Annotated in this window: 5 protein-coding genes; 3 read left to right on the top strand and 2 right to left on the bottom strand. The window is 59.5% G+C overall.

Annotated features, from left to right (window positions below; all coding sequences use genetic code 11):
- Window positions 1-150 precede the first annotated feature (150 nt).
- Together QRN41_RS25065 and aptA are read right to left on the bottom strand one after the other, a co-directional pair.
- Complete coding sequence (locus QRN41_RS25065) at window positions 151-1,644, bottom strand: CoA-acylating methylmalonate-semialdehyde dehydrogenase (RefSeq protein ID WP_285422248.1); 1,494 nt, start codon at window positions 1,642-1,644, stop codon at window positions 151-153.
- A gap of 39 nt (window positions 1,645-1,683) precedes the next feature.
- On the bottom strand, window positions 1,684-3,033 hold the full coding sequence (gene aptA / locus QRN41_RS25060; RefSeq protein ID WP_034136749.1) for an omega-aminotransferase AptA: 1,350 nt from the start codon (window positions 3,031-3,033) through the stop codon (window positions 1,684-1,686).
- Window positions 3,034-3,157: 124 nt separating this feature from the next.
- On the opposite strand from aptA, the gene QRN41_RS25055 reads away from it, so the two are divergent.
- From QRN41_RS25055 to QRN41_RS25045, 3 genes are all read left to right on the top strand, one after another.
- Window positions 3,158-4,078: a LysR family transcriptional regulator gene (locus QRN41_RS25055; protein WP_094065039.1), complete on the top strand. Its 921-nt coding sequence runs from the start codon at window positions 3,158-3,160 to the stop codon at window positions 4,076-4,078.
- A gap of 88 nt (window positions 4,079-4,166) precedes the next feature.
- Window positions 4,167-5,561 carry a uracil-xanthine permease family protein gene (locus QRN41_RS25050; protein WP_167418504.1) on the top strand — a complete coding sequence of 465 codons (1,395 nt, stop codon included), beginning with the start codon at window positions 4,167-4,169 and terminating at the stop codon, window positions 5,559-5,561.
- An 87-nt stretch (window positions 5,562-5,648) separates the two neighbouring features.
- Window positions 5,649-6,308 (top strand): TetR/AcrR family transcriptional regulator, encoded by a 660-nt coding sequence (locus QRN41_RS25045; RefSeq protein WP_034095734.1) that lies wholly within the window; start codon window positions 5,649-5,651, stop codon window positions 6,306-6,308.

Here is a 6,308-nt window from a genome sequence, read left to right as displayed (position 1 = left end):
GTTTCGACTGCGCCGGAAGTGGGGCGAATTATAGACTTCTGGAATCTGCCGTCAACCACTATTTTCATATTTCTGTCGCACTGGTCAAAAAACGCCCAAAAACACGAAAGCCGGCCCTAAAGGGCCGGCTTTCCGCCTAGCTAACGAGGGCTAAAGGCTGGGAAAAGCAAACTGTGACGCTTCATGACTGGCCCGCTGCGGCCAACGCTGGGTAATCGCCTTGCGCCGAGTGTAAAAGCGCACACCATCCGGCCCATACGCATGCAAATCGCCAAACAGCGAACGCTTCCAACCACCGAAGCTGTGATAGGCCACCGGCACCGGCAATGGAACGTTCACACCCACCATGCCCACTTCGATTTCGTCACAGAACAGACGTGCCGCCTCACCATCGCGGGTGAAGATACAAGTGCCGTTGCCATACTCGTGATCATTGATCAATTGCATCGCAGCTTCCAGGCTGTCCACTCGGACCACGCACAACACCGGCCCAAAGATCTCTTCTTTATAGATACGCATCTCAGGGGTTACGCGATCAAACAGGCTACCGCCCAGGAAGAAGCCCTGCTCATGACCGGCAACACTCAACCCGCGACCATCGACCACCAGCTCAGCGCCGGCAGCCACGCCGTCTTCTATATAGCCGCTGACCTTGTCCCGGGCCTGCCCAGTGACCAACGGCCCCATATCCAGGCCGCAAGACGTGCCTGCGCCAATCTTCAATGCCTTGACCTGCGGCACCAACTTGGCAATCAAAGCATCGGCGACCTGGCCGCCCACGCACACAGCCACCGAGATCGCCATGCAACGCTCGCCGCATGATCCGTAGGCAGCCCCCATCAAGGCATTGACCGCGTTATCCAGATCGGCGTCCGGCATCAATACCGCGTGGTTCTTCGCTCCACCCAGCGCCTGTACGCGCTTGCCGCGTTTGGTCGCTTCGGAATAGATGTACTCAGCAATCGGCGTCGATCCTACAAAGCTCAATGCTTTTACTTCAGGCGCTTCGATCAACGCATCCACCGCCCCTTTGTCTCCGTGCACCACATTGAGGACGCCTTTGGGCAGACCGGCTTCTTGCAACAGTTGTGCGATCAGCAGCGTCGAACTTGGATCGCGCTCCGAAGGTTTGAGAATGAAGCAATTGCCGCAGACGATCGCCAACGGGTACATCCACAAAGGCACCATCGCCGGGAAATTGAACGGCGTAATACCGGCCACTACACCCAGGGGCTGGAAGTCCGACCACGCATCGATGTTCGGCCCAACGTTACGGCTGTATTCGCCCTTGAGAATCTCCGGCGCCGAGCACGCATACTCGACGTTTTCGATCCCGCGCTTGAGCTCGCCGGCGGCGTCTTCCAACGTTTTGCCATGCTCCTCGCTGATCAACTGCGAGATGCGGGCTTCGTTCTGCTCCAGCAATTGCTTGAAACGAAACATCACCTGAGCGCGCTTAGCCGCCGGCGTATTGCGCCAGGCCGGAAAGGCCGCCTTCGCTGAGTCGATTGCACGCTGGATAGTTTCACGGCTGGCCAACGGCACTTGGTGAATCACCTGGCCGGTGGACGGGTTATACACATCAGCGCTGCGACCGCTGTCGTTGACCAACTCGCCATTGATCAAATGCTGGATAAGGCTCATGCAGGGCTCCTGAAAAGTTGTTCTATATAGAAGGAGAAATCAGTCGATCTTGTTCAGCACGTCGCCGACCGCGTCGAACAAGCGATCCAGGTCCTGCGGCTTGCTGTTGAAGGTTGGCCCGAACTGCAGCGTGTCGCCACCAAAGCGCACGTAGAACCCCGCCTTCCACAAAGCCATGCCGGCCTCGAATGGACGCACAATGGCGTCTCCGTCACGCGGGGCGATCTGGATCGCGCCGGCCAGGCCATAGTTGCGAATGTCGATTACGTTCTTGCTGCCCTTCAAACCGTGCAGCGCATTCTCAAAGTGCGGAGCGACTTCAGCTACGCTCTGCACCAGGTTTTCCTTCTGCAACAGGTCCAACGCCGCCAGGCCGGCCGCGCAAGCGACCGGGTGCGCCGAGTAGGTGTAGCCGTGGGGGAATTCCACTGCGTACTCCGGCGTCGCCTGGTTCATGAAGGTTTGATAGATCTCGCTGCTGGCAATCACTGCGCCCATGGGGATCGCGCCGTTGGTGACTTGTTTGGCGATGCACATCAAGTCCGGGGTCACACCAAAGCTGTCCGCACCGAACATCGAGCCGGTGCGGCCGAAACCGGTGATCACTTCATCGAATACCAGCAGGATATTGTGCTGATCGCAGATCTCCCGCAGACGCTTGAGGTAACCCTGTGGCGGCACCAGCACGCCCGCCGAACCGGCCATCGGCTCGACGAACACCGCGGCGATATTCGACGCGTCATGCAGCTCGATCAACTTGAGCAACTCATCCGCCAAGGCGATGCCGCCCTGTTCAGGCATGCCGCGGGAAAACGCATTGCTTGCCAGCAAGGTGTGCGGGAGATGGTCAACATCCATCAGCGCCTGGCCAAACATCTTACGGTTACCGTTCACACCGCCAAGGCTGGTGCCGGCGATGTTCACCCCGTGATAACCCCGTGCCCGGCCTATCATCTTGGTCTTGGTGGCCTGGCCTTTTAAGCGCCAGTAAGCCCGCACCATCTTCACCGCGGTGTCAGCGCACTCGGAGCCAGAATCGGTGAAAAACACATGATTGAGGTTTCCGGGGGTCAGATCGGTAATCTTTTCCGCTAGTTGAAAGGACAGCGGATGACCGTATTGGAAACCCGGCGAGTAGTCCAAAGTGCCCAATTGCTTGGCCACCGCGTCCTGAATTTCTTTGCGGGTGTGCCCGGCGCCGCAGGTCCACAGACCTGATAACGAATCGTAGACCTTGCGCCCCTTGTCATCCGTCAGCCAGCTACCCTCTGCGGCCACGATCAGGCGTGGATCGCGCTGGAAATTACGGTTAGCGGTATACGGCATCCAATGCGCATCCAACTTGAGTTGGCTGGCCAGGGACGAAGGGGCGTTTTCGGGCATGTTCATCAGCAAAACCTCGCAGGGCAAAAGGCAGCGTCGGGATTGAAAGCGTTCTTGCAGCTAAATTGCCATGGCGATAAAGTCGGTGAAATCCAACTTTTCTAACCTTCAGTCAGGGCTTCACTAAACTATGAGCATCCGTCGTCCCGATCCTCTGGCTCAAGTCAGCGACTTCGATATCCGCTTATTGCGCATCTTTCGCAGCGTGGTGGAATGCGGCGGGTTCTCGGCGGCAGAAACCGTGCTCGGCATCGGGCGCTCGGCCATCAGCCAGCAAATGAGCGACCTTGAACAGCGGCTGGGATTGAGGCTCTGCCAGCGTGGCCGCGCGGGGTTTTCGCTCACGGAGGAGGGGCGCGAGGTGTACCAGTCGGCCCTGCAGTTGTTGAGCGCGCTGGAAAGTTTTCGCACAGAGGTCAACGGCCTGCACCAGCACTTACGCGGCGAATTAATCATCGGTCTCACCGACAACCTTGTCACCCTGCCTCACATGCGCATCACACACGCCTTGGCACAATTGAAGGAACGGGGCCCGGACGTGCAGATTCAGATCCGCATGATCGCGCCCAATGAAGTGGAGCAAGGCGTACTCGACGGCCGCCTGCACGTGGGGGTTGTGCCCCAGGCCAGCGCGCTGTCCGGCCTGGAATACCAGCCGCTCTACAGCGAACGTTCGCTGCTTTACTGCGCAGTCGGTCATCCGCTGTTCTATGCCGACGACAAAGCGCTGGACGACGCCCGCATCGATAGCCAGGACGCAATCGCCCCGACCTTCCGCCTGCCCGCAGACATCCAGGCTCACTACCAGGCGCTCAACTGCACCGCCAGCGCGTCGGACCGCGAAGGCATGGCGTTTCTGATCCTCACTGGTCGCTATATCGGCTATTTACCTGATCACTACGCCAACCTATGGGTACAACAAGGCCGACTGCGTGCGCTGAAACCGGCTACACGTTTTTACGATTTGAGCCTGGCATCGGTCACGCGCAAGGGCCGTCGCCCTCATTTGGTGCTGGAAAGCTTTCTCGACAGCTTGGCTGCAACACGCTAAATCGGGCCTCGGCGCAAAAGCTGAGCAACTGGACAGCTTTTTGCAAGGGCATCAGGACCTAGAACCGTCCGCCTTGAGTTTGCCCGCCATGCCACCAGAATCCTCCAGCCCCAGCGACCTGATCTACGGCCTCAACGACCGCCCAAAACCCGCCCCCGCCCTATTGGCCGCCTTGCAGCATGTGCTGGCCGCCTTCGTCGGTATCATCACTCCGCCGCTGATCATCGGCTCCACCCTCGGCCTTACCGCGCATTTGCCCTACCTGATCAGCATGGCGTTGATGGTTTCCGGTGTGGGCACCTTCATCCAAGCGCGTAGGCCGTTTGGTATCGGCGCCGGAATGATCTGCCTGCAAGGCACCAGCTTTGCGTTTCTCGGCGCGGTGCTGTCAGCCGGTTTTCTGGTCAAGCAACGCGGCGGCAGCCCGGAAGACATCATGGCGATGATCTTCGGCGTGTGCTTTTTCGGCGCGGCCGTGCAGATAGTCCTCAGCCGCTTCATCGGGCAGTTGCGCCGGGTAATTACGCCGCTGGTCACCGGCATCGTGATAACGCTGATCGGCATCAGCCTGATCAAGGTCGGCATTACTGACGTGGGCGGCGGTTTCAACGCCGCCGATTTCGGCGCTCCTACCAACCTGGCATTGGGGCTGTTCGTGGTGCTAACGATCATTCTGCTCAATCGCTCGAACACACCGTGGGTGCGGCTTTCGGCGATTATCATCGGCCTGGCCCTGGGCAGTCTGGCGGCCTGGTTCAGCGGCAAACTGGTGCCTCAGGCCTTGCCGGACTTGCCTCTGGTTAGCTTGCCGATACCGTTTCGGTTTGGTTTCAACTTCGACTGGAGCGCTTTCCTGCCGATTGCGCTGATCTATCTGATCAGCAGCATCGAAACTGTCGGCGACCTGACCGCCAATTGCATGATCGCCCGCCAACCCATCAGTGGCCCTTCCTATATAAGCCGGCTCAAAGGCGGCGTGCTGGGTGACGGGGTGAGCTGCATGATCGCCGCCACCTTCAGTGCGTTCCCCAACACTACCTTCGCGCAGAACAACGGGGTGATCCAACTCACCGGCGTCGCCAGCCGTTACGTCGGCTTATATATCGGCGTGGTGCTGTTCTGCCTCGGTTTGTTTCCGCTGATTGGGGCCGTGCTGCAGCAAATCCCCAAGCCGGTATTGGGCGGCGCGACCCTGGTGATGTTCGGCAGTGTCGCCGCCGCCGGGGTGCGCATCCTCGCGCAGGCGCCACTGGACCGGCGCAGCATGCTGATCATCGCAACTTCGTTCGGCGTCGGCCTGGGGATCGCTGCCCAGCCAAACCTGCTACACCTGATGCCCGCGCTGATACAGAATCTGTTCGATTCCGCCATCACCAGCGGCGGCCTGACCGCGATTGTGTTGTGCGTGCTATTGCCGGAGGCCAAAACCCCCGGCACCGCCGTAAACCACGCAACCGAAAGCGACACGCTGGAGCCGCTTTGACGGTTTTATTGCATCGGGACTTGTCTGGGGCTTGAGGGTGGGTTATCTGTGCACACGTCGTCTCTATCGATCAGCACGGTAATCTCCATGAGCCTCGAAGTTCCTGCCCACAGCCACCACGCCGGTAAGCCCGCCAGCCGCATCCGGCAAAAGAACGAACAAGCGATTCTCCAGGCTGCTGAGGATGAGTTCGCGCGCCATGGCTACAAGGGCACCAGCATGAACACCATTGCTGCCAGCGCCGGCCTGCCCAAGGCCAACTTGCACTACTACTTCACCAATAAGCTGGGCCTCTATATCGCAGTGCTCAGCAATATCCTCGAGCTATGGGACAGCACCTTCAACACGCTGACCGCCGAGGACGATCCCGCCGAGGCCCTGACCCGCTACATCCGCACCAAGATGGAGTTCTCACGGCGCCAGCCCCAGGCCTCGCGGATCTTCGCCATGGAAATCATCAGCGGCGGCGAATGCCTCACCGAATATTTCAGCCAGGACTACCGCGCCTGGTTCAGCGGGCGTGCGGCGGTGTTCCAGGCCTGGATCGACGCCGGCAAAATGGACCCCGTGGACCCCGTACACCTGATCTTCCTGCTGTGGGGCAGCACCCAGCACTACGCCGATTTCGCTACCCAGATCTGCCGCGTCACCGGGCGTACGCGCCTGACCAAACAAGACATGGAAGACGCCGGCACCAACCTGATCCATATCATTCTCAAAGGCTGCGGCATCAAGCCGGCCCTCTAG

This window comes from Pseudomonas sp. efr-133-TYG-23, from assembly GCF_030209215.1.
Lineage (GTDB): Bacteria > Pseudomonadota > Gammaproteobacteria > Pseudomonadales > Pseudomonadaceae > Aquipseudomonas > Aquipseudomonas rhodesiae.
This window is presented reverse-complemented; position numbering and strand designations above follow the sequence as displayed.

Bases quoted from the DNA above. Each gene is read 5' to 3' on its own strand.
- QRN41_RS25065 (WP_285422248.1), bottom strand. From the start codon at position 1,644: ATGAGCCTTATCCAGCATTTGATCAATGGCGAGTTGGTCAACGACAGC.
- QRN41_RS25050 (WP_167418504.1), top strand. From the start codon at position 4,167: ATGCCACCAGAATCCTCCAGCCCCAGCGACCTGATCTACGGCCTCAAC.
- QRN41_RS25045 (WP_034095734.1), top strand. From the start codon at position 5,649: ATGAGCCTCGAAGTTCCTGCCCACAGCCACCACGCCGGTAAGCCCGCC.
- QRN41_RS25055 (WP_094065039.1), top strand. From the start codon at position 3,158: ATGAGCATCCGTCGTCCCGATCCTCTGGCTCAAGTCAGCGACTTCGAT.
- aptA (WP_034136749.1), bottom strand. From the start codon at position 3,033: ATGAACATGCCCGAAAACGCCCCTTCGTCCCTGGCCAGCCAACTCAAG.